The organism is Bacillus sp. MYb209 (assembly GCF_002975175.1).
In the GTDB taxonomy this organism is placed as follows: Bacteria; Bacillota; Bacilli; order Bacillales; family Bacillaceae_G; genus Bacillus_A.
Map to the genome: position 1 here is coordinate 1 of NZ_PCNZ01000030.1, position 23,585 is coordinate 23,585.

Below are 23,585 nucleotides of genomic sequence, written 5' to 3' on the forward strand. Positions count from 1 at the left end.
AACTAAGGCAAGTTAGATATCTTAATAATATAGTGGAACAAGATCATCGTTTTATCAAGAAACGTGTGCGTTCTATGTTGGGATTTAAGTCGTATAAAACAGCAACTTCTATAGTGAGTGGTGTGGAAGCTATGCATATGATAAAAAAGGGACAAATTGATTTACAGAACCAGTCTGTCTAAAATCAGAAAGAGTTCATCCACCGAGTGTTTGGACTTATAGCATAAAATACGATTCCGTTAAGAATCTACTATCATCTATGTTCTTCTTCATATATTTGCACCAGAAACTGAATATTGAATAATGCATTAGATGCTCAATTTATAATTAGAAATCACTTTACAGTAATATCTAATTATAAATAGGCTTCAAAACTCAAATAATGTCACTTTGGAAATTACCAAAACATATTAATCGTAGAACAATTTATAAAAACTAATTTCAAAGCTAAATGGAAGTTAATAAAATCTTATTTAAATATATATCTTATATATATTTAAAATATAAAGATAAAACTTATATAGGACTGGTAAATATACGTATATCCTTACTGTAACAAAGCCTTTTAACATCTCATAGCGTAAAAAATCATAAATAGTAGAATCTTACAACGGAAAATCAGGCAAAACTATGATCTAAAATCTACAAATAATCATAAATGAAATTTAGTATTCCTACATAAAAAATGAAACAAATTGATACATTGTTAAACATATTTATTCAATCGTAAAATTTCATATGAATTCACTGAATCTCCACAATCTTATTGTATTTACCCACAAATGATTCACATTATGTGTTAATTAATCAACATTATCCAAATCTACCACATAACTCACATTAATATTGATGATTTTTGATAGATAAAGGCGTTTAAGCTATTTATATCAATGATAATTGCCCTAAATTACTCACATTATGTGTTATTTATCTACTTATCCACGAAATTTAATTTTTTTCTTATGATTTCTTGTAGATATTTGAATGTATTTAGACAGCTCATAACGTGTTTATATGAAAGTATATGTGGAAATTTAGATGAGTACCATACTATTTTTGTATATGGTTGCATAAAAAAAGACTCTATTATAAATAGAATCGAGTAAATTTACTTATTGCGAAGAATGAGTAAAAGTCTTTTAAATAAACGTATCAACACGAATAGCCCTCTATCTTGAATTTTTTTCAAAAATAGAGAGCTGATTATGATTAGTTCGTTTGCATTACTGTGAGTACTTGCTCAGCTGTTGTTACTGGGATACCAGCGCGTATTAACTGTTCAAAGGCACGTATAAATGTAATTAAATTGAAGCTATCTGGTACTTCAATAACGCGAAGCTTTTCTTTCGGTAATCTATCTATCTTTTCAATGAACAATTCACGAACATCACTTGGAATAAAACGATCTTTATGTCCTCTTGCTTTTAGGAGTTCACGTATTTCTATTTCTAAAGCCATATAAGCGTTTAGGTTTGTACCTTGTTCATAGGCATACTTTCTAAACAACGTTTCTTCTTGATACTTTAGATAGTTGCGGTGATACGATTCCTCTGTAACAGGTACAGCAAATTTGTAGTTTAGTAACTCATACGTTTTGCGGAACAGCTTTTTGATGTTTCGAAGAGAGTACATAGAGAAATGCAATCCGAAATCAAATACAGCTTGTTCTTTTTGTGCTTTTGGAACATGTTGTGTAATAAGAGGATAAATACCTTCTTTAGCCGCTGTATCAAGAATTTGATATTGTGATGTTTGATTTAATAATTTTTTCAGTGTATATACTAACTTGCTTGGATATTCTTCATTACGATCTATCATGTCACGTAAGCTATGAATTACGCTTCGAATTTGTCGATGGCATGTATATTTAAGTACAGCAATAAATTTGTTCATGTCTTGTGTAAACTCACCAATATTCATCTCTTGTAGCACGGATTCGATAAAACGAGCTTTACGAGCATAAGTAAGCTTTGGTGTGAATGGATCGCGATACTGTACTTCGCCTGTTTCTTTTGTACATAAGAAATCCGTATGTAAGGATAGATATAGAGTCGTATATCTTTTTTTATTCTTAACCCCTTTTTGTAATTTACAAATTTTGAATAGCGGAGTCCCTGTACATGATAATGCAGTTGTTAATTCTGTCATAACTGCGCGGATTTGATGTGGATATTTTTTATGTAAAAAGCGGTACATCCCACCAAAATGAGTTTTATTCCCTCTTTCATCTTGTTTGTCTAAGGAACGTTTTAATGTAGTTTCACTGTGCTGTTGCATAGCAATATCTAAGAATAGCTTCTTAGATGCAACTGATAGCTCAAAGAAAGCTTTCGTAAATACCACTGGGCTAATATAAACATATGCATTGGCCTTTTCAGTTTCTTCATTCATAAAATGAGTTAATTTAATTGTATATCGACCATCTAATTCATTTTCAATCGTAATAATGTTATGTATACTTAATTTCTTTAATGCAATATAGAATTGAGAATGCTGTATGTAAGCAAATTCTTCTTTATATAGTTTATAATCTTCCCACATCATATGTATTGTTACATTTGGAATGACTCCATTCGTGTAACATTTTTTATGTAGATATAAGAAGACTTCCAAATCTGCGTTTGTAATGCCATATAATTTATGCTTTCTTCCCATTGTTTCCGAAATAGCAGATAGTGTACGGCGTGAAAAAGAGGGTTTAGCCTGTGCTACGAAGCCATCCACATCGGCAATACGCTCCTCATATGTCATATGATCAACAATATCCTCAAGGTATGTATCTTTATAGCTGTAGTATTTCTCTTCGAAAGTTTCAACAAGTTTTTGCCAAGACTTCAGTGTTACTAAAACTGCATTTGTAGATTGTCCATTTAGACTACGTTGATTACGAATAATAAATGATTTTCCCATCTCTTTCACCTCCTACCTATAAATTCAGAAATAAATGCCAAAACACTATAAAATATACCAATTTTGATTATACCAAATCGAAGTTTGTTAAAATGCGTCCCTTTAAGAGAAAAAATAAAAAGATGAAACGCCCTTTAATCCCTTGTGTATCAAGGGGTTTCAGGATTCTTGAAATTTTTTTTATGGACATGATGTGGCTATGAATTTTCATATTGGTAGAAAAGAAGGAAAATAGAAAAAAAACCTTGTAAACATGATTAAATCAACAGTTATATCGATTTTTAAAAAATTAAAAGGGACATGATATGGCTATGAATTTTCATGTTTATAATTGTGAATTAAACAGATGAAACCCTTTAAACAGTGATGTTAATGGGTTTTATCTGTAATTTTACAATTACAAAAGGAACATGAAGTGGCTAGGTGGGTTTTCATGTTTGGTTAAAAAAAGGGACATCATACAGCTATCGATTTTCATGTTGCATAAATACGTGAAAATAGGGTTATAAACGTGTAAAGCCTTAATATAAAAAGGTTTATGGGGTTTTCATCTAAAATAAAAGGGACATCATATAGCTATAAATTTTCATAACTAATAGTATAGCTGTAATAGAAACGCTTATATATCAAGCTTTAAGCACTTTTAGAAAAAAATTTCGAGTTAGTAAAAAGAGTTACATAATGTCATTTTTGTTTCATGTTTTGATGGAAAGGGGAATGATATGACTATAAATTTTCATTTTTGATGAATTTGGGGTATTCGAAGTAACATATATATTTTCATCTTTACATTTTTGGCTTTTACTTCTCTGTTAAATGTAAGAGGAACTTTAGGGAGATAAATATGAATAATAGTACTGGAAATCTAATAGAAAAAGAGTTAATGAATGAAAGATAGGTTATTGTATAAGTACTTGTATAATTGCTATTTGGATTTTACAAATTGATTGAGTCTTGTATAATCAGTTACAGAGAGGGCTATAAGTATGCAAAATAGAGCCCTTACCATGTTAACAGTGAAATGAAAGAATGAAATATTCCGAATTTATTTCTAGTTTTATAAAAAGGAACATCATATAGCTAATTATTTTCAAATTAAGATCAATAATAACTAAATGTATATAAGGAGCCGAATTTATATGGAAGACGTTCTACAATTGTTTAGAGATGCACTATCAATAACAGAACCACTGTATAAACAAGATGAGCAATTGTGGCATAAATGGGTTTCCTATTATGTTGAGGTTGAAGCAGATAAAAGTAAAATTGTGACTTCAGAATACCTTTCTCCATCATTTTCAATGCTTGTACAGTGGCTAGAGCAACAACAAAGAAAAGGTGTTTCTTCACTAGATATATTTAAAAATATAGATACTTACAGATTAATTATTCATGAGAAAATAGGTGTCTTTATTGAACAAGAGTTTCGTGAAAATCAGACAGCTAGTACTATAGTGCATACAGCAACAAGTGAATCAGATGCGAACATATTGAATGAAAACTATTTAGAAGTAAATAACTCCGCGGTCTATTATAAGTTAAGAGATGGAATAGCTAAAAATCAATTTGAAGAAGATGAAAACACACGGTTAAAATCTTATCCTATTGAAACAAAGGATAGTAATGGAGTGGCACAGCTTTCCTCTCATAAAGATGAAGATCTAAAGTTAACGAATATTGAAGAGACAGCAAGATGGAATACTTTAGTAGACGGCGTAATGAGTAATATGGATGATTTAACTGCAGATTGTTTAGATACCATCACAATTCAATGGTTGAATGAAGCAAAATCGCCGGATGAATTTATTGATTTTTCATATGAACAAGTTTTAGAAATGTGCAGTATTTCAAAAGCTAAGGCAAATGGTGTCGAATATTATAGAGTGGAAGATAAAATTAAGGTAGCGAAGCGGATTGCGGCCCTAGCGAGTATTTTTATATATCTAAATGATGACAATGAAGTAGTCGTATTAAATGATCGCGCTGAAACAGGTAAGCATTATGAAGTAAAACGCGAGGTAATTAAAAGACTATTTGTATTAGATTCCGTAGTTCTATGGAGAGATAAAAACACAAACGAATACATGGGGATAGAATCGTGCCGAATCAAACCGGGAAGTTTCTTATCCGGATATCTATATGGATCTAATAGTACTACCGCATTATTATCAAAAAAGGCACTTGAATATAATAGTTATAGACACAAATATCATAAAAGATTAATTCGATATTTGACATGGCAATGGAGAATACGTCAAATGTTTTCTAGCTTACAAAGACCTTATTCTATAGGTGGAGATAAAGGTTTGTTAGCAGTTATGGGTATAAACCAGAAACAAAAACCTAATCGTATCCGCGAACAATTAGAAAATGTGCTTATTGATTTAGAAAAAGAAGAAGTAATTTCTCATTGGGAATATCATAATGGTTTAGAAGAAGAAAAACTGACAAAGAAGAATTGGTTTAAAAACTATTATTCACAGTTAGGAATAGTAATATTGCCACCCAAAGAATTAATTAGTTCAATGGAAAACTTAGCGAAAAAGAAAACAATTGATACAATACATGAGGAAAGTCAGCCAATAAAAATTGTAGAAAAACCATTAGATACGAATGAAAATGAACAAGTAATCAGAGAGAAAATAGAGTTTATGCATATGAAAAAGAATATAACTATGCGAGAACTTTCAATAGAGATAGGTATATCGCAGCCTACTCTTTCTAGATTCTATAATAAAAAAACAAAACGTCTCTCTAGTACGGCGAGAAGCAAATTAAATCAATGGTATAAACGACAGTTAATTATTGATAAGATGTAAGTTGAAATTTAAAGCCTAAAAAAAGAGTCCTATTTCTAGGACTCTTTTTTTAGAGTATTTATATACTAATTGCCAAATAAACTTGCTGTATCAAGATCCTCATATTCATCATTCAAAGTTTTTGTTTCAGATTTAGAAACGTCTTCTTTTTTTACATCTTCATTATCGGATTGTTCTTCAGAAGTCTCAATTTCTTCATTAGGAGATTTTCTCTCATTATGGATGCTTGGGTCTTCATTTTTGATAATGAGATTTGAATCATTCAATAGGAACCGTTTAACCTCATTTAAAAAATCTTTATCTTGAAGTAAGATTTCTCTTTGCATTTGTTGTTGAATCTTATAATCACCAACATCTTGTAAGCCATGTTTATCAATAAAGTAACAGACAAGTTTATATAATGAATCTGCTATATTTCCTTGAGATTCAAACCATTTAAAGAATTCCTCGTTCTCAATTTTTTTGAGATTCCAAAAGAAAGATTCTCTTTTCTTGTCAGACATATTATCTCACCTTTTTTCGAGTAAGAATTTTCTTGATTACTTGCATCCCTCTAGCATTCATATCTACAGCATATTTTTCTGGAATCCATAATAAGTACATACCAACTTGCTCACAGTACTCTAATAATTGATCATATAATTCATCTTTAAAAGTAACACTTCCCCCACCATATACACATAAAATTTCAGCTTCACTAGCTGTATTACTTACATATTTTTCACTTGTATCTTCTAAGATAAGTTCAGCCTGTTCCACTTTTGTAATATTAAAGTACCCAGTAGCTTCTTCATGATATTTATGGTCTGAATCTTGAAGAATTTGTGAGAATTGTTGGCGTTTAATGTTTGTTCCACGTTCTTGGTTTAATAGCTTAACAGCTTCTTCTGTAGCATGCCCAACTCCGCGTCTTTCTCCACTACAAGCATCAATTACTGGATTTACGCCAACTGTGTATATATACTCAGTTGTTCCATCTCCAATGTCACTATGTAAGATCTTTTTGTTCTTAAAAAATGCTTTTTTTACTGTCTCTACCTCAAGTTTGTCTTTATATAGTTTAATAAAATCACTAAACATATCTTCTTCGCCTTCAAGAATTGCATATAAAGGTGGAACACCTTCTTGAGTAATGTTTGCACTGTTAAATGTTAAGCTGACCGTTACTTGTTCTTCGCCTACATAAACAACTACAACATGATTTGAGTTAGTAAAACGTTGCTCTAGGTGCTTAGCATTTACAGGTGTCCATTGGCTTGCTGGAATAGCTGAAATAAGATCAACAGTCACATTAATTGATTGTGGTAGTAGTTCAGTTCTTTCCCACTCAAGCTGAACTGATTTGTTTGCAATTAGTCCCAGCATATTAATTAACGGCAAATCATCATTATATTTTTGACCTACTTTAATGTTCATGTTTTTTGGGTTCTTCCCAGTTAGCATTGCTCGATTACCAATAAAATACATACCGGATCTTCTAATTGATTTACTAGCAATATTTACAAACATATTGTCTACTAAATTAATTACATTTTTCTGAGTGTTTGTTTCTGTTACATTGGGCATTGAGTAAACGCTTTGATATACGTTTTTCATTTTTATGTATTCACCATTGATGTAACCTTTAAAAGAATCGTTCCCAATATCGCCTTCAATGTCTATATGAAGATTAGTCCCTTTTAAATCTGTCATTATACATCACCTCTATAATTTTTATTTCTTATTTATATTTATTAACTATATTATAACTTAAAACTAGAGTGAAAACAAGGATTAGGAAGAAGTTAATATTAATAAAATATATTTTAAATATATTTTAGATATAATTAAAATATATTTATAGGATTAATATTGTTGTATGAGTTGGCGTGTTAGGGATTTCATTCAAATAAATATATTTAAAATATTTATTTTATATTTATTTTATATTTATTTGAATTCATTTTAGTGTATTGGCTAGATTGACTGTTTTTTAAAATTAACAGTATGTTTGGTATATCATTTGTATAAGTCCTGGAGAAGGTTTCTATATTCGATGATAGGATTCCTTTAAGATATTTTTAGAAATTAAAGTAGATACGACTTGTACAAGGTTTATACTTAAATAAAACTATTGATATTCAAATCTAATTTTAAAAATAAATATAACTAATTAGAGAAACTAAAATACAGATTATTGTTGAGCTGTGTAAAGGATATTTTAGAGGGTGTATTCGAATCCCCTAACAGCACAAACGTTATCGAAGTGTTATTTTAGTGTTTAACATTACGTGAACGCTATCCGTTATTGCAGCGTTGCCTTCTTTAATATCAAGGTTTTTTTGGGGGGACAAGAAAATGGTTATTGAGAGAGAGGTGATTGGTATTCTGAGGGATTTATAGAAATCGGGAGTAGGTGTAGAAGCTAAAATAGAAAGCAGTTGTTCATTCTATATGTTTAATAATAAGTATGACTAAAATTACACCATAAGAACGATCAGTAATTAATGAAATGTTAAGTGATAATAAGCTACTCGGTTAGTTAAGAAAAGGATAGGAAAATTATCAAAAGGGGATTTACATTTATGGCTTTAGAACACGAATTTGGCATAATTAATGACATCAATAATGAAAAGACCTACCAGAGTTACACTCCAGATGTACATAACTGTATCTCAGTAGAGGATGATATTATCGGAAATTTGCTTGAACCTTTATCGGCAATGAAAACGTATTTTCATTCATTAAATCGTCTCGAATATGGTTTAGCGTATTGTGGGATTACGATTATTCCACCTGAATCATTATCTCAATTCTTAGATGTGGTTATATCTTATAAAGACATGGAAGAATCTGTTGATCTTAGCGAATTAGTTAAACAAATTATTCAAGCAAAAGAAGAGAATAAATATATGATTCACATTGGAATTTAAAAAAGGACCAATTATTGATGATTCGCTTTCTGAAATTAAACAACTTTATTATTCCTAAACATCATAGAATTGAAGAGAAATTGTGTTTTCTTAACATCTTTAATAACTATATATCAAAGTAACTGATATATGGTTATTGTCTTTCTAAGAACAAAATTAAACAATTTTATTATCTCTACACATGAAAACATTATATTGATATTACGAACCCCCTCTTAGCCTAACTTTACTGGAAGTAAAAGTCCTATTAATAAGAAATTTATTTAACGTTTAATAAGTTATGAAGGCTATATAAGTTCAGAAAGTGATAATGAAAGCATCGATTAGAGTGAGTATTTTGTATATGACCCAACTCAATTACTTAAGTTGGAATTCATCTTTAAAAATTAAAGTTAGACTTAAAAGTTTAATTTCTATTATTCTTAAGAGAATTTGATGTTTTAGAGGGTGTATCCGAATTCCCTAACAGCACAAACGTTATTGAAGTGTTATTTTAGTGTATAAAATCACGTGAACGCTATCCGTTTTTTAAGCGACTATCCTTTTAATATCAACGTTTATGAGTTTTTAAAAAGGGTTTTTATTGAGATAGATGCGACTGACACTAAGGTAGTTTCATTTAAATGATACAAACGAGCTATTCAATCTATATTTGTAATAAATAAGCAAAATTTAAGGAACGTCACAAGAATTAATCTATAAATTAATATAGCTATAACGGCATATCAATAAAGTCTGGATAATATAGACCTGTGCTATATCTACATATAAATTAGTTACTAATATTAAAGCTGTATCATTATGTCTAAATCGTTAATTTAACGCTTTATAAAACGAGAACGCTATGCGTTCATAAGCCGTTAAATCCATTAACAAAAGGTGTTAAGATATCTTTTACGGAGGATACGACTTGGTAAATATATTAAAGAAGGCTTGCAAAAACATGGAGTTTCCTATGAAGATTTAGTGAACTACTCGCCACTTAGCAAAGCTTGAAGTGGGAGCTTCTCAGTTCCACGACGAAAGTAACCTTTCGTCTCCCTGAGCGTTACTTCGGGGTGTTCCACCCCTAGATGTCCAACGCTTGGACGCTCTCTTGGTACGGTTGATATTTTACGCAGGAACCGAATGGCTTGGTTTTCGCACTCTATTTTCTTCCTGCAACCTCCTATATCAAGTTATCAAAGAACTTCATATAGCTAGTTTATCAAAAGTTTTTGGCTATGCCAAACCAAAATTCATCTCCCACCTACCGTTGGGCTATCGCCCTTCACACGCTTGAGGAAGGAGAATTCTTTCGGTAAATTCGTTAAATTGTTGGGGAATTATAGAACCTAGTCAATCTTCTCCAAAAATCGATAAAAAAACATTATACTAATTTCTACAAAGTATGATCAATATGTTGATATTAGCGATAATGAGCATCTTTGGAATTCATGGGAAAGGTCAAAGAGATATGTATGTAACTGTGGTCACACTGGAAGTGTCTTAAAACGCAATAAAATTGCGACTGGTACTCTAAAATTCATACAAGATCGAATTAAAATTTGAGTCGAGGAACGACTATATAGAATTTAAATAACTCTTCAAAGTGTATAAATGATGAGTTAATGCACTCTGAAATTCAGCGTGAACGCCTAGCGTTCATATGGCGTTCTATCCTTTAGTATCAAGGGATAAAGATATCTTTGATTTGTTTGAATTTAGAAAAGTATTTGGTATAAGGATGAAAAAAGACAGGAATTCTTGGGTTTTTTTCAATTAACACTATGATATTCTAAATCAAATTAATTTCTTAAAAACAGATATAAAAGGAACTCTTTTGAAAAAATCGCACTTAGCATTGTGAAGAGGAGTTAAAAAAATAAAAAAAGCGGTAATTACCGCTTTTTTTATTTTTTTACTAATTCGGATATGTATTTGATAGAAAATGCATATCCGAATTAGTTTCGATTGAACAAACGTTGAATGAACGTTTTCTTAGTGTTATCTTGTTGTTCTTGGCGATCCTCATTTAATAACTGAATTGTTTTATCCAGTTTTTCTTGTAGTAACTGAATTTGTAAATCTTTTTCTTCCTTTTCTGAGCGTTCCTGTAATAATAAATCAATAATATCTTGGTTTTGTTGTACAATTTTTTCTTGTTGGTTAAACATATAGGAAAACTTATCTTGAATTATTGAAATATCCGTTTGTGAACGTTTCTGAAGTGTTACTTCAGTGTCAGGCCCTTCTTGAACGCTATCCGTTTTGGGGGCGTTTTCTTCGATGTTATCCATGCTTCGTGTAGCGGCCTCTTCTAATTTCCAGTTTTGATTTAGGTATTCCTTCATTTGTTTTAAAATATCTATATCATTTTCATAATAAATTCGTTGGTTACGTTCATTTCTTTCAAATATATACTCCATTTTTTCTAGTTCAATTGACCATCTACGAAGTGTATTAGTGTTAATATCTAGTTGCTTTGCTACTTCTTGTGCAAAATATCCATATTCCAAATTTCACACCTCCATTATTTGTGTGTTAGATATTCTTTCTTTATTAGGAGGATCATTCCTCTAAAAATAGAAATCTTTATAGGGCTACAAGGTAAGATTTTTTATTACTTTCAAAAGGTATCCTGTGTAGATACTTGTGTATTAGATTTGTCTATGTATCTAGTATTGAGGTAATTAAATTATAAACGCTATCCGTTTTCATAACGTTCACCTTTGAAAACAAGTGAATATTTATTAGATAATACAATAATTAAAGACTTACTTGAAATTTTATTATCAGAAGTTTGTTTCCAATATAAGAATTTTACTAGATATATGTGCAAGAATCAAAGCTTTCATTAATAGAATTAGGATCTAGTTAATATTCTTTTAATTTAAAATACATGAAAAGTTATTAAGGAGATCTTTTTGAACGCTATCCGTTTAAGTAGCGTTTTATTAGTAAATAATACTCAATTTAAAATAGGGATACTTCTAGTAATATTTTTGGCTCTTAAAACGGCTTAATTTTCGCCGAAAATGGCTTATAGGGTGTCATAAGCTTTTACAAAGAGGTATTTAATCTTAAACGGAAATAATGTTACAAAGCTCTATAGGAGTTTACTTTTTTAGTATGGACCATCTTTTCAGAATGCATTCAATTGCTAATGATGTTAGAAGTGGGAGAAGAAGGGGAGCATATCCATAGGTTCAATTTGAAATAAATAGAATTTCATCAGATCTTAGGGAAGCCAATAACAGGCATCTACATAATTATTTATATATTTTGCAAGTTTAATCGGATTCCCTAAAATTAGACAAAACAGAAAGATTTTCAGAATGCTATATTAAATAAATCTTGTTTTAAAAAGTAAAACCAATAAAAACATTAGAATAAATTATGATGCCTTTAAACATACTCTGACAAGCTATTCGGGATTTTCTCTTAGTAAATTTCAAAATTAATTCGAAAGTAAATGACGAATTATCCAGAAATAAATTACCGTTAATCTCATATGTAAATTGCCTGGAACTTCATAAAAAGATTCTATAAAATGATTTGTATTTTGAAGTTTCTTGTGTTGAAAAATAACAAGTTTATGATCTTTTATAAGAGGATATGACAAATAGCCTTGCTATATTTGATATTTTTAAGCAAGGCTACATACTAGTATGATTTTTTAAATTTAATTATTTTCTTCTAAGAAATTATAGAAAACAAATTCTCTTTTTTTATTTGTACCATGTAGAGAGTTCTTTTCTATTGCGTTATGATTTCTTCGTTCCCAATTTTGTTTAGATCTTTGTCCAAACATTTTTATAAAATGTGCGGGATTGCTATTTTGAGCTTCATTGTATTGGAACCATTGCACACATTCTTCAAAATCCCATCTAGCATAGCGGTCGATATAAGGTGGCATCCTTAAAGCAATTGTGTATGCATCCTTTTCACTAAGGTGATTTAGTTCTTGACTTAAAATGTAGTAATAAGCCTTTCTCTGATCCTCACTTAGATAGTCGTCTAAATCTTGTAATCTGTTATTCTTTTCTTTTAATTCACAATACGTATTTGATTTTGCTTGTTTGTTTGCGCTGAAAATATCTACAGAATTAGACGAGACTTGTATATCATTCTTTATATCTTCGTGATTGGCTACAACAGTCTTCTTAAAGAGCTTTTTACTTAGAAATTCAGTGAAAGCAGAGCATACATCAATTGCTACAGCCCATTTTATCTTGAAGTATTCAATAATTTTTAAATAGTTGTTATGTATGGTTAAAATGTAAATTGAAGGGGCAATCTTACCGTGTCTTCGCACTCTAATTTGTTGGCATACTCCCAGATCTTGCATCCATGTTAACACGTAGTTAATGACAGGTTTTGAAATACCTGATTTTTTGCTGATATGATCTTGCCTTACTTGGGAATATCCTTCTTGTACTAGGTACGATAAAACTGTTTCTAAAGCTTCATATTTTCTTTTGGTAAGGTAATCTTTTGTGGTAACACCTTCGCATTCTAGGACAATACTATCAATATAAGTAGTAACTTTCTTAATTGATTGATTTATAGCCCCAGGAGTTTTGGATAAATGATTGATGTGGGGACTTAGTTCCGCTTTTGCTCGACTAAGTAAAAAGTTTTGCAATATCATAGAAAAATCCTCCTATTTTTCCCACCACACAATTACAGAAAAATGTTGGAAAAGTAGAGGATTTTCTTCACAAGTAATTCACTTTATGATAAAATAAGTACATAAAAGTGAATATATTTTAATGTGCTAAAAATCCTACTTCCTGGGAATTTTTAACTGGTTTCTAGTTTGCCGACCGGAACCAATTAAAAATTTGTGAGGTAGGTTTTTTTTTGCGTTCATCTATATTTGTTCGTTGTTATTTACATTTGTCATTTTTATTTATGCTTTTTATTCTATCGTTCTTTTTTAATAATATCAATCCTTTGGAGTGTAAAAATTCTACTAAAGTGTATTTATGTAAGTGTTTTAAGGATAAAATGTAACTTTGAAAATCTTAATTGTGTAACAATTATTGAGAAATATGCAGAACCACCTAGATTTTGTAGTAACATATACAATTTATTACCATTTGTTTGTTATAATCCACATATATGTGTCTGAATTTTCTAACAAGATGTGTAAAGAGGTGTGGATATATGAGTAATTGGATTGAGAAGATGCAAGATCAAATGAATAAGACAAATAGATCATATGATAGTTTTGCAAGAGAACTTGACATACCTAAATCTACATTAACAGATTTATTTCGATATCATAAAGAAATTTCCATGCTTAGTGTATTTAAAATGGCAAACACGCTCTTTAATGAAGATAGAGCTATAAATGAAAAATGCTGTATAGAAGTTTTTTCGAAATATGAAAGAAATGTAAAAATTAACATGAAAAGACTGTTTATTATAGCGTATTTAAATGGATATGATTTAATTTTAGAATATTTAATCAATATGACGAGTAAGCATAAGGAGAGTTATGTTAAAAAATATTCACCTTTAATAAGTTTGTTTTATGATAGACCAAGGGGAGGAAATCCTAAAGAGCATATTTTAATGGTAGAAGAAATTCGGAAGAGCATTCCAGAAAAAGAAACTTTAGATATGGAGATTATTTCTGATATTCTCTATTTGTTGTCTGTTGGGGATATTGGAGACTTTGGAATGTTTGATACCTATAGGAACCGTATTTATCAGAACATTTCTGTACATACAAATCAAGATTTAAAGTTGTTATATAAATATTGGATAGATGACATATGGAGTTATTCATTATTAAGAAGGCTAAAAATAGAAGAATTTAATGAGTGTAATAATCAATTACGGTCACATAAGTATTTGAAATATTTTCCGTTTATGGAGGCTACGATTGATCTACGTAAGGGAGAAAGTTTAATATTTACAGATTATAAACAATCATATAAACATACTTTAAGAGCAATGAAAGTATTTGAAAATCAGAGTACTTTAAAATATAAAATCGCTGTAAACAATATAAATTTTTTAAAACTTGTAAATAAAAGAGAAATTGAAACTATTGATTTAAACACGCTCCATCCAGCAGAATTAGCACTATATTTCATTCTAAATAATGATAACGATAGAGCAATTGATATTTTGTTAGGAATTCTAGATAAAAATAAAAAACTTAGTCCTATTCAGTATTGTTACTTAGGACAAGCAAAGATGGATTTAAAATTGATTGCTGATTCCAAACAAATGTTTATTGAAAATGGCGATTACTTCTTTTCCCAATACGCAACACGAGTATATAATGAATATAAAGAAATGTTAGAATATGGAGGCGTGAAATGAAAAAAATAGCCATATTATGTATAACAACATTTATTTTGCTTTCTGGAATGAGTTTATTAGACAATAAAGAGAAAGATATGTCACTGTCAAAGGAAACTAAATATCTTCGTTCTGATCCCGGTGGCATGGGCTAAATCTTAAAAATATAAAAGTAACAAAAGACATCGTTTAACGATGTCTTTTGTTACTTTATAAAGAGTTTTTTAAATGGTTAAACTGGATTTTAACGAACAAAGAAAAATATAAAGGTGGTAATCTAATGGATAAATGGGAAAATTTAATTATAAAAATACTTTTAACTGTAGATGGAGACTTAGATGCTTTTAGTGATCTGATTGATATATATGAAGATGAAAAATTTTAATATATTTTAACTATTTATTTTGAGATTCCATCTCAATTTCTATCTCTAAAAGGTGTGCAATTCTTAAAATTTCTTTTTCTATTCTTGGTTTATGTTCTTCTGGAATATTTCTATATTTATCAATTAATATTTGAGCCATACGCTCTATAGGATCAGTACCAAAATCACTTTTTTCAAAAACTTCAGTATCGCTCATTGGATGAAGAAATAGTTGTGATTCACTTACATTGAAATATTTAGCGATTATTGGGATACGATCAATTTTAGGTGTTTTTTCTCCACTTTCCCAACTAGAGACTGTACTATATGGGGTGTTTATTGCATCAGCAAATTCTTTTCGACTGAGACCCTTTATTGCTCGTAGTTTTTTTATGTTTTTCCCAAATATATTATTCTCCACTTGCATTAACCTCCTTCATCTGTCTGTATAATTTTTATCACTTCAGTATCACTTTTTGTGTAATTTTTATCACTTAAGTATAAAAATTACTACTTTAGTGTTGACATTCTACTTTAAGGAGAATAGAATGTATGTAAGGGGGTGAGAAATTGTCTGTATTACGTAATGTTAGAGAAACAAGAGGACTCACAATTCAAGAAGTTTCGCAGGCTTCTAAAATTCCAGTTAAAACGCTATATAACATTGAAACTGGAAAGAAAGGAATAATTGAGAAACGAGCCAGGATTCTTGCTGATCTATTTAATGAACCGATAGATAAGATCTTTTTAGCTACGTATTATCGAGCAAAATTAGAATGAAATATTTTTTGTAATACACAATTATACTCTTATATTGTAAATGAACAACGAGGAAAAGCTATAATTTTATTGTATTTTTTTAAGTTTTTAAATCAGAAAATTCTGATTTAAAAAGATCTTTGAAAACTGCATATCATTTGAGGGAGCTGTTAGTATGTTGAAACGATCGTATCAAACGTTACTCATAGTCACGAGTATGCTTCTAATTGTCTTGAATTTTGTATTTCCACTGACGAAAACGAGTGCTGAAGTCATTAATCGTGAGAAATATGAAATGAATTGGAGTTTTAGTCCCATGTACGGGAAAGACCTACGGACAGAACTATTGAAGAATGCGAATGGGCAAATTGCGTATTGTTTAACTTATGGAAAATTAAGTCCCAACGGTAATGACCTTCCAGAGATGGGGCGCACAGATGATGTTGTGTACCGAGTTCTTCTAAATGGATATCCGCAAAAGAGTCCAGAAGAATTAGGAGTTTCTGACTGGAAAGAGGCGCATTACGCGACACAGCTTAGTGTTTGGGCAGCGTTAGGTCAAATTGACATTAACGAAGTTCAGCATCGCAATGGAAATGTTGCAAAAGCCGTAAAAACCATTATTAATGGTGCAAATGCAAGCCAGGAAACACAAAACGTGTACATGAATGTAACTCCAACAGACAATCAAGAAGCAAAGTTAAACGGTGAGTACTTTGAGACGACAGTGTATCAAATTGAAAGTAACGCTAAGAACGGTGTATTTACAGTTCAACTAGCTAATGCACCGAATGGAACGAAAGTTGTTTCAACAAAAGGTGAAGCAAAACAACAATTCAATTTAGGAGAACAATTCCGTATTTTGATACCGAAATCCTCTCAAACAGGTAACTTTTCCTTAAAAGTAACATCTAATCTTTCTAATTTGCAGGCAGTAGCGTATCAAGGAACTGATAAAGTCCAGGATGCAACAGTCCTTTTAGAAAAAAATGAGGAAAAGGTGAGTGCCGATCTACAAGTAAACTGGAAATCCCTTGGTGGATTGAAAGTTGTAAAAGTGGGAGAACAAAAAGAATTGCTACAAGGTGCAGTATTTGAAGTCATGAACAGTGCAAATGAAAAAGTAGGCACAATGACTACAAATGAGCAAGGTTCAGCAAGCCTTTCTGGTTTAGAAATCGGAACTTATACTCTTAAAGAGGTAAAATCACCTACTGGTTATGTACTAAATGGGCAGCCACAACAGATTGAAGTTAAAACAGGCGAGGTTGCTACGATTACAGTACAAAACGTAAAAGTAAAAGGAAACGTTGAGATTAAGAAATTAAGTGATAGCGGAAAAACTCTTCCAAAAGTAGAGTTCACAGTGTATACAGCAGAGGGAAAAGAAATCACAAAAACAACTACAAACGAGCAAGGGATCGCACAAGTGAAGGATCTTCCATATGGAAAGTATCATTTTGTTGAGACAAAAGGGGTAGAAGGATACCTTCTTAATCAAACAAAATATCCATTCGAGATTAAAGAACAAGGAAAAATACTGACATTTACGGTTGAAAATAAAGAAGTAAAAGGAAACGTGCAACTTCTAAAAGTAGATGGAGAGAATCCAGATAAAAAATTAGAAGGTGCGGTGTTCATTCTTCAAGATAGTAAAGGTAAGAAAATTAGTGAACACAAAAGTGATAAAAACGGTTTGATTGAAGTAAAAGACTTACGATTTGGAGCATACTCATTTGTTGAGAAGCAAGCACCAACTGGCTATGTTTTAACGAAAGAATCTATTCCTTTTAGTATCTCGGAACAAGGAAAGACAATCATGCTAACAGCGAAAAATAAGCACATCACAGGAGAATTGGAGATTAGCAAGGTAGATATTGCGGATGGCAACAATAAGCTTCCAAATGCTGAATTTACCATCTTTAACGAAAAAGGTGAAGAAGTTGTAAAAGGAAAAACGGATCAAAACGGCATTGCGAAATTTAAGCTTCCATATGGAAAGTACACATATAAAGAAACATTTGCACCAGAAGGATATTTACTAAATGAAGAAATATTCTCTTTTGAAATTAAAGAGGATGGTCAAATCATTAAGCATACGGTGAAGGATCAGAAGAAACCGACACCACCTACACCAGAGACACCACAACCAGAGCAACCAGAAATACCACAACCACAGATACCGGAACAACCAAAAGTAACGGAAAAACCTGTCATACCACAATTAGAGAAACCACAACAGATTATTATGAAACCACAACTAGAACAAACACCAAAGAAAATCGAAACTTATCTTCCGACAACAGGCGGTAAAGCCGAAAATCCATACATAAAATGGGTCGGTCTTGTATGTGTCGCACTTGGCTTAATTGGAGCCGTATTTGCAGTAAGAAACCGTAAGAAAGTTCAATAAAGAAAGGACTAAGATTATATGACAAAATACGAAGCTCATTTCAGTCAAATAGGTGAAAATCCGCTTGGTTTTGCTATTGGATTTCGGAATGCATGTATACTCGTACTTCCCATTTGGACAGTTGTTTTTTGGATAGGGAGCAAGATATAAGAAAGCGAGAGGGAGATGAAATGAAATGTCAGGAATCTACATCGGTAATGTTAAACAAAGCTATATTAACCCATTGGATATAAAGGATATATATGAAACGGAAAAGGAACGAATCATCGTAAAGGTGATTGGCTGTCTAAAGAACTCATGCAAGCTATTTCTATCGCTCAAACTGTAATCAAGCCGAAAGAACGGTATGATTTCTGGATGGAATCCGCTACAAAATTATTGGCAGGAAGTATTTTGTATTTAAATCAACGACATGGAGATTTATACTATTTAGATTTAGAAAAGGTTAGGGAATTTGTACAACAAGCAAAAGAAAAAGATAACTATCTTTTTGAGTTAAGTGAGTTATTGAAGAAAGATCATCCGGCGTATCAAATGTTTAGAGTGTTAGCTTTGTCAGCAAAAGAAACAAGGCAAGGTACAATCATTACACTTTTAAGGATTTTAGATGAACAGCAAGAACGACATGAGAAATTAGAGAAACAGAGAGAGTATTTTTGGTTTCAATACTAGTCATAAGCGGAAAATGAAATAGGAAGGAGTGCAACGCATGTTAGGCGTAGCTAAGAAGTATACAAAGGTGATTAGAGCGTTGAAAGAACTGAATGAAGGGGAAAAGGTTGCAGGTGTGATAAAAGCTCGTTTTGGAGCTTACAAATCGGTCATAGAAGGTGTGAAGGAAACAACCGATGATTATATTTTCATTTTTGATCCGAAAGGCATCTTTTATGAAGATACCCATCACGAAAAACGAAAACAAGGATATCACATCATCAAACATGATTTACTAACTGGTTATGAAACGCTTGAAATGGATGTAAAGCAAAAATCGGTTGTGTATATCAGTATCGAAACGGAAACAAGTACGTATCAAGAGAGAGGAGAAGCATTATCAAATTTTCTTCAGTATCTAACAGAATGCAAGAATATTAGACCGATTCACCTAGTATTTCATCAATATGATTTGTACCCGATCCCTCATATGGAGCAGTTTTTGAAAGAAAGCGCAACATACCACATTCAGCATTCAATCGTAGTTGAATCTCAATCCGCATTACAGCACATATACGGAAAAGAGGCAGCACAACGCATTATCACTTCGTACAACACAACAATCCTAGCATGATATCAAGCACTCGTTCACTATTTCATCCTATCTAGATGGCTAGAAAACTATACAAGGGAGAAGCGTTTTTCTCCCTTCTTTATCAAAAATAGGAGGCGTTCATATGGGAAAAGAACAAAGGCTCACATTCTATGATATTGCCGCATCACAAGCTCATAGTGTCAAAACTTTTGATGGAAAAACATACGAACTGAAAGGCACCATCGCAATTGAAAATAACACAGGAAGCATTGAAAATGTAGCTCAAATTTATTATCAAGTGCGTTCTGTCAGAGACGAACATCAAAACTTGATCGCAAAAAGGAAACATAAACAAGCGGAACTAGTAGCCGTAAAACAAAAGTGTAAATAAAAAAAGCGATTTTGAAGTGTGCTGAGAACATAGCACAAAGTAATTTGCTCTTTGACAATTTAGATATATATTGCGTATATCTTCCTTTCAGTAATGATGTAGAAGGGTGATATACGGCTTTCAATATATATGCGTGCCTCCCTTGAAACGGTCACTAGAGGGGTTAGGTATACGATTATCGTTAGAAGAGTGCGTACGTAAAACTCATATCTGTGACCATTGGAAATGCATTGTATCAATAATCTGTTTGCGCTAGTGATCGTGAGGAATATCCCATTTTGACATTCTGAAGAAGCGATGAACCATACAAACAGTAGATACATAAGGTTCTACGTTCATGCCAAAATACGTAGTGCGGTATTGGGCCTATAGAAGCTAGGTCGGGGTTAGTTTCTATACGCATGCCAATACAGGGTTCGTCATTCCAGCCATAAATGATATTTCCATTTTCTATCCCACTTTCCTTAAAATGTTATAAAATAAAGACAGATGTTGAAGTTTAAAGGTGTCTCAACACACTTCAAAATCGCTTATAAAAATATGACATAGGGAGGAACATGCATGAGTCGTAAAGGGTGGATCATTTCCGCTGTTGTTGGACTGTTAATTGCATTTGGTATTGGTTCAACATTTGTCTTTAGTTCGGGAAAAGGGGAAGTAATGGAACTTAGTCCGTTAGAAATGAAGAAGTTCATGAGTGAGGATGGCACAGGTTTTGTTATATTGAATAATGATAAAAAAACAAGGGCAGATATACTTTTTAAAGTCGAAAAATTAGCAAAGCAAAACAATATACTGGTTAGAGAATTATTTGGAGGTAGAGAGGATGTTCCAAGAACAAGTAATCAGCATGACTTCGGCTTGTCACAAAAACGTGATACTCTTGCTTACTATGAAAAAGGAGAGCTGAAGAAAGCAATAAAGTTTGAAGAAATTAAACCATCTGATTTTGAAAAAGAAGTTGGGTTATTTATTCAAGATTGCAAAGAGCAATATCAGAAGTAATCACATAATCATTGAAAGGTGGTGATACAGTGACGATTACACAGAAGGAATTAAAAAAGGAAAAAGAAATGGTAGCAAACCTATTAAAAGCCAATGGTCAAGATTATAACCATTGGCTTCATTTACATCATCAGAAATGTATGGAAGAAAATCAAGATCTAGTGATGAAAGCTTTACAAGCTTATAAGGCAACACCAACAGAAGTAAAAGAAGACAGCAAGCCGAATGAGTCAAGTCAGCTTAGTAACGTGTGAGCATCTAAAAATGAAAAGGGAGTGAATGTATATGTCTATGATGGAAACAGTAGCTCAAATGTTAGTGTTAGGTGATGCGATGGATGGTCTAATTCAAACAGGTAATTCATTTATTACTTGGATGCAAAGAGGAGCAATGGTGAGTACAGCTATTGTATTTTGCTGGGGCGCTTATCTATTAATTTGGGGTGGTGAACGAGGGAGACATAAATGTATTTGGTGGTTTGTTGGTGGGGCAGCCGGACTCGTTATCGTAATGGGATGCCAATACTTAGCAGAGAGTGTAAATAGTAATGTTAAATTTGGTCAAATCTTATTTCCATTTCTTTGGATGAAGTAGTGAATAAATATGAATAGGGCAATGAGGAAGCTATGCAAAGGGTATGGCTTTTTTTGTTGCCTTTTTTCATGGGATTTAAAGTAAATGTGAGAAAGGAGAAGCCATGTTTGTCATTTTTAAGAGTAATAATGGAACAGAAATTCAGTCGGGTAAGCAATATTTGTTTCATGAAGCCTATACCTTAACCAAACGATTAGAGCGTGTTTATAGAGAAGCAGGGCGCCAAGAACATATTGATTTTGATTTGTTAGATGGTCATTCTAATGAAATCTATAACGGTACATTATCACTGGGTTCGAGATATGCGGATCATATTTTTGACCATATTTCTAAAAAAATGAATGTGATGCAATTAGATCCGGAACAAGAGGAACAAAAGAAGGAGCTGTTAGAAACGTTAGAAAGGGAAATCAATGATTCTCCTTTTCATGAAGAATATGAATATCAAGAAGAATTACCAGAAAGAAATGAGGAACCCTCCTATAGTCCATCGGATGAAGTGAAAACACAAGTAAAGCCTGGAAAGGAAAATAGAAAAGGATCCAAGATGATTGCGAGTGTCATAGGAAGTGTGGTGTTAATTGGAGCTGGTGCCATATTTGCCTTTAAACTATTCTCTTCCAAGCCGGTTTCGAGTGTAAATGCTGGTTCTGAACAATATGTAGTAAAAGGATTACAACAGGCAGCTGTTCAACAGTATGGAGAAGCCGTTAAATACTTTGATAAGGTCAATTACACAGAATTAGATAAAGATAGTCAGAAGGCAGTTTTATTTACTTATTTATTAAATGGAAAGGCAAATAAGGCATTACAGTATGAGCCGAAATTTGCAGAAAGTGTGGTTGCTTATTTTATCGGGATAGACAACATGAATAAAATCAATGAAATTGATGTCAAAAATGATGTAATCGACTTTGAAAAGGCAGCACTTAATAAAAAATATGAAGAGGTAATCAAGCTTAAAGGGAAAGTCAATATGGATGGTAGACGTGAAAAACTCATTGTTGAAGCTTTTGTAAATCTAAAAAAATATGAAGATTGTTATTCTTTTGCCAAAACGCAAGGGAATAAAAACTTGATGAAAGAGGTCAAGGAATTAGAAAAACGAGATATTCAACAATCTACGATAAGTGAAGAGGAAAAGAAAACTAAGATTGAAAAAATTGATAAAGTTCTAAACGACATCTAAGGGGGAAAAGATAGCATGCCATTAAATTATGAGAATCTGTATAAAAAAATGGGAATTGTTTTTCTTGGTGGGTCATTGATATTGAGTACTACAGGATGCAGTTGGTTTGGAAGTAAGGAATCATCAAAAAGTAAGTCAGCTATTACAAAAAAAGTAGATAAGAGTAAGCCAGAAGAAAAGAAAGAAAATCTGAATAAACAAGATTTCGAAGCAATTACAGAGAATGCAATTCAAAGTAAAGATAATGAGGTTGCTTATGTACTAGATGAGATTGATAAATCAAAAATTAATTTCAAAGATAAATCCATTGTAAGTAATCTTCAAAATGGAGATGAAACCACTTCTCGTGTTCTTGCACTCTTTGATAAAGAAACAAAAGATAAAACACTTCAAGATACCACAAAAGATAATGTGATTGCAGCTATTACAGATAATAAACCACAAGTAACCCTGAACGGAGATCATTTTGCTTTTGGCGATCAAAATATTGATTCTTCAGTAGCGAGTATAGGAGATATTCTTCCACCAGTTACACCGGAAGGTGAGAATGGTAATACGGAAAATACAGGGACAGAAAAACCGAAACCAACAGAACCAGAGGAACCAACAGATCTAGAGAAACCAAAACCGCCAGTAGATCCGCCAGTAGATCCACCAACGGATCCAGAAAAGCCGAAACCGCC

General features: G+C 31.9%; 21 protein-coding genes and 1 pseudogene. 16 read left to right on the plus strand and 6 right to left on the minus strand.

All coding sequences use genetic code 11. The annotated features are described in order from the left end of the window. Positions 1-182 (plus strand): DDE-type integrase/transposase/recombinase (locus tag CQZ94_RS25885; RefSeq protein ID WP_142395939.1); only part of this gene is annotated, 182 nt, incomplete at its 5' end. A gap of 1,027 nt (positions 183-1,209) precedes the next feature. Here the strand turns inward: CQZ94_RS25885 and CQZ94_RS25890 are convergent. After that, positions 1,210-2,910, minus strand: a complete 1,701-nt coding sequence (locus tag CQZ94_RS25890; RefSeq protein WP_105587751.1) for a hypothetical protein — start codon at positions 2,908-2,910, stop codon at positions 1,210-1,212. Positions 2,911-4,049: 1,139 nt separating this feature from the next. Here CQZ94_RS25890 and CQZ94_RS25900 point away from each other — a divergent pair. Next, complete coding sequence (locus tag CQZ94_RS25900) at positions 4,050-5,729, plus strand: helix-turn-helix domain-containing protein (RefSeq protein WP_105587754.1); 1,680 nt, start codon at positions 4,050-4,052, stop codon at positions 5,727-5,729. A 65-nt stretch (positions 5,730-5,794) separates the two neighbouring features. On the opposite strand, the gene CQZ94_RS25905 is transcribed toward CQZ94_RS25900, so the two are convergent. Next, complete coding sequence (locus tag CQZ94_RS25905; protein WP_001280890.1) at positions 5,795-6,232, minus strand: hypothetical protein; 438 nt, start codon at positions 6,230-6,232, stop codon at positions 5,795-5,797. Between the two features lies 1 nt (position 6,233). Next, complete coding sequence (locus CQZ94_RS25910; RefSeq protein ID WP_105587756.1) at positions 6,234-7,421, minus strand: ParM/StbA family protein; 1,188 nt, start codon at positions 7,419-7,421, stop codon at positions 6,234-6,236. 872 nt (positions 7,422-8,293) lie between these two features. On the opposite strand from CQZ94_RS25910, the gene CQZ94_RS25915 reads away from it, so the two are divergent. After that, a complete protein-coding gene (locus CQZ94_RS25915; protein WP_105587757.1) occupies positions 8,294-8,641 on the plus strand; it encodes a short-chain dehydrogenase in 348 nt (115 codons plus the stop codon). A 1,943-nt stretch (positions 8,642-10,584) separates the two neighbouring features. Here CQZ94_RS25915 and CQZ94_RS25925 read toward each other — a convergent pair. Both CQZ94_RS25925 and CQZ94_RS25930 read right to left on the minus strand, forming a co-directional pair. Next, positions 10,585-11,139, minus strand: a complete 555-nt coding sequence (locus CQZ94_RS25925) for a MerR family transcriptional regulator (RefSeq protein WP_078174537.1) — start codon at positions 11,137-11,139, stop codon at positions 10,585-10,587. A gap of 1,166 nt (positions 11,140-12,305) precedes the next feature. Continuing rightward, positions 12,306-13,274, minus strand: a complete 969-nt coding sequence (locus CQZ94_RS25930; protein ID WP_105587759.1) for a Replicase RepFR55 — start codon at positions 13,272-13,274, stop codon at positions 12,306-12,308. Between the two features lie 518 nt (positions 13,275-13,792). Between CQZ94_RS25930 and CQZ94_RS25935 the strand changes: the two genes are divergently transcribed. Beyond that, entirely contained in the window at positions 13,793-14,962 is a 1,170-nt protein-coding gene (locus tag CQZ94_RS25935) for an AimR family lysis-lysogeny pheromone receptor (protein WP_105587761.1), read from the plus strand. After that, on the plus strand, positions 14,959-15,096 hold the full coding sequence (locus CQZ94_RS31375) for a hypothetical protein (protein WP_181149551.1): 138 nt from the start codon (positions 14,959-14,961) through the stop codon (positions 15,094-15,096). The genes CQZ94_RS25935 and CQZ94_RS31375 overlap by 4 nt, the downstream gene beginning before the upstream one ends. Positions 15,097-15,336: 240 nt before the next feature. Here CQZ94_RS31375 and CQZ94_RS25940 read toward each other — a convergent pair whose 3' ends face one another. Next, positions 15,337-15,726 (minus strand): helix-turn-helix domain-containing protein, encoded by a 390-nt coding sequence (locus tag CQZ94_RS25940; protein ID WP_078174605.1) that lies wholly within the window; start codon positions 15,724-15,726, stop codon positions 15,337-15,339. Positions 15,727-15,875: 149 nt separating this feature from the next. Between CQZ94_RS25940 and CQZ94_RS25945 the strand changes: the two genes are divergently transcribed. The 11 genes and pseudogenes from CQZ94_RS25945 to CQZ94_RS31535 all read left to right on the plus strand — a co-directional run. Continuing rightward, positions 15,876-16,085 (plus strand): helix-turn-helix transcriptional regulator, encoded by a 210-nt coding sequence (locus CQZ94_RS25945; protein ID WP_105587762.1) that lies wholly within the window; start codon positions 15,876-15,878, stop codon positions 16,083-16,085. Between the two features lie 154 nt (positions 16,086-16,239). Further along, positions 16,240-18,477, plus strand: coding sequence for a SpaA isopeptide-forming pilin-related protein (locus CQZ94_RS25950; RefSeq protein ID WP_105587763.1), 2,238 nt, complete (start codon positions 16,240-16,242; stop codon positions 18,475-18,477). A gap of 18 nt (positions 18,478-18,495) precedes the next feature. Beyond that, entirely contained in the window at positions 18,496-18,627 is a 132-nt protein-coding gene (locus CQZ94_RS31965; protein WP_258166054.1) for a hypothetical protein, read from the plus strand. Positions 18,628-18,652: 25 nt separating this feature from the next. Continuing rightward, a pseudogene (locus CQZ94_RS25955) lies at positions 18,653-19,149 on the plus strand (type IV secretory system conjugative DNA transfer family protein). A gap of 37 nt (positions 19,150-19,186) precedes the next feature. Next, complete coding sequence (locus CQZ94_RS25960; RefSeq protein ID WP_105587765.1) at positions 19,187-19,762, plus strand: TraM recognition domain-containing protein; 576 nt, start codon at positions 19,187-19,189, stop codon at positions 19,760-19,762. A 103-nt stretch (positions 19,763-19,865) separates the two neighbouring features. Beyond that, positions 19,866-20,114: a hypothetical protein gene (locus tag CQZ94_RS25965; protein WP_002090828.1), complete on the plus strand. Its 249-nt coding sequence runs from the start codon at positions 19,866-19,868 to the stop codon at positions 20,112-20,114. 561 nt (positions 20,115-20,675) lie between these two features. Then, a complete protein-coding gene (locus tag CQZ94_RS25970) occupies positions 20,676-21,119 on the plus strand; it encodes a hypothetical protein (protein WP_105587766.1) in 444 nt (147 codons plus the stop codon). A 29-nt stretch (positions 21,120-21,148) separates the two neighbouring features. After that, positions 21,149-21,373: a hypothetical protein gene (locus CQZ94_RS25975; protein ID WP_059038382.1), complete on the plus strand. Its 225-nt coding sequence runs from the start codon at positions 21,149-21,151 to the stop codon at positions 21,371-21,373. A 31-nt stretch (positions 21,374-21,404) separates the two neighbouring features. Beyond that, positions 21,405-21,713 carry a hypothetical protein gene (locus CQZ94_RS25980; protein WP_105587768.1) on the plus strand — a complete coding sequence of 103 codons (309 nt, stop codon included), beginning with the start codon at positions 21,405-21,407 and terminating at the stop codon, positions 21,711-21,713. Positions 21,714-21,816: 103 nt separating this feature from the next. Continuing rightward, entirely contained in the window at positions 21,817-22,902 is a 1,086-nt protein-coding gene (locus CQZ94_RS25985; RefSeq protein WP_105587769.1) for a hypothetical protein, read from the plus strand. A 15-nt stretch (positions 22,903-22,917) separates the two neighbouring features. Beyond that, the coding region (locus CQZ94_RS31535) for a hemagglutinin (RefSeq protein ID WP_219845216.1) at positions 22,918-23,585 on the plus strand (668 nt) is incomplete at its 3' end.